Raw genomic sequence first — 1,082 nt, forward strand, 5'->3', positions numbered from 1 at the left:
GCATCTCCCTCCAGACAGCCGCCGCTGATCGCGCCGGTCAGCTGTCCGTCTTCGGTCACCAGCATACGGGCACCGGGTCTCCGGTACGAAGAGCCCTGCACCTGCACCACCGTCGCCAGTGCCGCCTGCTTCCCCTCCTGCCGCGCCAGTTCATAGGCCTCTACAATATCCTGCAGTTCTTTCATGTAATGGTAATTGCTCTTGAAGATGACAAGTTACGAAATTTAAGACTTTTGGGGAGGGGTTTGGTTTAATGTGGGCAGATTCCCTCGCTCGCGTCCCGCGAGTGTAAGCTATCCCGTGGCGTCCCGCCACGTGTGCCGATAGTTACAAATCAAAGCGGCCAGAGTCCGCCAGATAGCTCACACTCGCGGGACGCGAGCGAGGGGGAGATAAAATATATACCTACATCTCCATCACTTTCAAAGGGCTATCCGCACATGCGCTACAATAAACATAAGCTTGCGGCTCATTCACAACCCCTGCCCTTACCGGATTCATATGAATGTATTCTTCTTTCTGCTCCATTATCTTGGGTGTATCTAGCAATGTAGGATGGCTCGAATACTGCCAGAAATGATTTCCCACATATTGTTTATTAACCTTTGCAAAGTGCCTAAACAGGTATAGCAACCACTCCCTTCTACTCTCCTGAACGTTATTCTCAATGGCAGCGATGATCTTCTTCGCTGTAAAGCTTTTAAATCTCCCCAGTAATTCTGTCAACTCTTTATCGCGTCTTCTCACAATCAGATGCAGGTGGTTGGTCATGATAACGTAGGCAAAAACCTCAAGCCCCTCCTTCTGTTGGCAGTACCTTAAGTTATCAATCACAATATCTTTGTATTCATTGCGTGTGAAGACATCCAGCCAACCCACAACAGACATCGTGACAAAGTAGAGTTCATCAGGATGTGCTTTGCGGTACTCGCTCATGGTTTAGTGTTTTGTCCTTATCTAAAGAAACGTACAAATTCTATAACTACGCCAGAGGCGTATGGATAGCTCACACTCGCGGGACGCGAGCGAGGGGGCATGTAGACACGAGCGAGGACGCTCGCGCCATAAACACCCATACCCAC

2 protein-coding genes are annotated in these 1,082 nt (G+C 49.6%); both read right to left on the reverse strand.

The window, feature by feature from the left end:
• On the reverse strand, window positions 1-185 hold a 185-nt coding region (locus tag O71_RS21060; protein ID WP_007661328.1), incomplete at its 3' end, for an XdhC family protein.
• A gap of 220 nt (window positions 186-405) precedes the next feature.
• Window positions 406-936: a transposase gene (locus tag O71_RS21065; RefSeq protein WP_007661329.1), complete on the reverse strand. Its 531-nt coding sequence runs from the start codon at window positions 934-936 to the stop codon at window positions 406-408.
• Between the last annotated feature and the right edge of the window lie 146 nt (window positions 937-1,082).

This window comes from Pontibacter sp. BAB1700, assembly GCF_000277005.1.
GTDB classification, from domain to species: domain Bacteria; phylum Bacteroidota; class Bacteroidia; order Cytophagales; family Hymenobacteraceae; genus Pontibacter; species Pontibacter lucknowensis.